This window comes from uncultured Campylobacter sp. (genome assembly GCF_938031315.1).
In the GTDB taxonomy this organism is placed as follows: Bacteria; Campylobacterota; Campylobacteria; order Campylobacterales; family Campylobacteraceae; genus Campylobacter_B.
Genome location: NZ_CALHHT010000160.1, coordinates 1 through 1,105 on the forward strand (window position 1 = coordinate 1; position 1,105 = coordinate 1,105).

1 protein-coding gene is annotated in these 1,105 nt (G+C 44.9%); it reads left to right on the top strand.

The window, feature by feature from the left end:
- Positions 1-1,105: GTPase (locus Q0236_RS04265; RefSeq protein WP_297915446.1), on the top strand; the 1,105-nt coding region annotated here is incomplete at both ends.

Consider the following 1,105-nt stretch of genomic DNA (forward strand, 5'->3'; position numbering starts at 1 on the left):
GGCGAGCTTGAGGGCTTTATAGGCGATCTGCGCGCAGCTCTGGTTAAGACGTTAGCCTTCGTCGAGGTTTGCATCGATTACGCGGAGGATGATCTGCCTTCTGATGTACTGCAAAACTCGCAAGAAATGCTTAGCCAAAATATCGCTTCTCTAGAAAAAATCACTCGCATCAGCCGCAGCCGAAAGGGGTTGATCGAGGGCTTTAAAGTAGCGATTGTGGGTAAGCCTAATGTCGGTAAATCAAGCATTTTAAATTCTATGCTGAGCTTTAGTCGCGCTATCGTGAGCGACGAAGCGGGCACTACGCGCGATCTCATCGAAGAAAGCCTGCAGATAGGCACTCATCTAATCCGTATAGTCGATACTGCAGGTATCAGACACAGCGGCTCAAAGCTCGAAAGTATCGGCATTTCATATTCGCTTCGCGCTGCAAGCGAGGCAGACGTGATTTTGGCGGTGTTTGACGCAAGTCGTGAATGGGATGCCGAGGACGCGCAGATCCTAAAAATATTGCGCGAACAAAAAAGCAAAAAAATCATCTACGTTTTAAATAAATGCGACTTGCCGCGTAAATTTCATCCTAGCGCAGAGGATCTTGGCGATGATTTAGAGGCTTTTTCTGCAAAAAATTTCGCAGCCGAAAATCCCATATCAGAGAATTTCGCAGCCGAAAATTTAAAGCAAAGTCGAACCTGCGACGCTTCTTTAAATTCCTGCGCGCAGAATTTAAAAGCTAAAAATTTAAAGCGTGACTTAAGCGCGCAAAATTCTACTTCCACAAATTCCGCGCCTACAAGCCAAATAGCTCTTGCGAATTCCATAAATCCAAAGGAACAGAATTTTGCCTCAAAAGCGGGACTAGCGTCGTCAAATACCGAGCGCGTTACTGCAAGTTGTGCTGCGGGGAATTTTACGAAAGATGATTCCAAACAAAATTCTGCAAATTCCATCGCGCCTAATAGCTCTGCAATAAATTCCGCTAAGCAAAATACCCAAGGAAATTCCATTTTTACGCCACTTGAAATTTCTGCAAACGAGGGCGTGGATCAAATTTTAACCGCGCTTGAGAGCTACTTAAATTCTCAAAATTTCGATGGTCTTATGC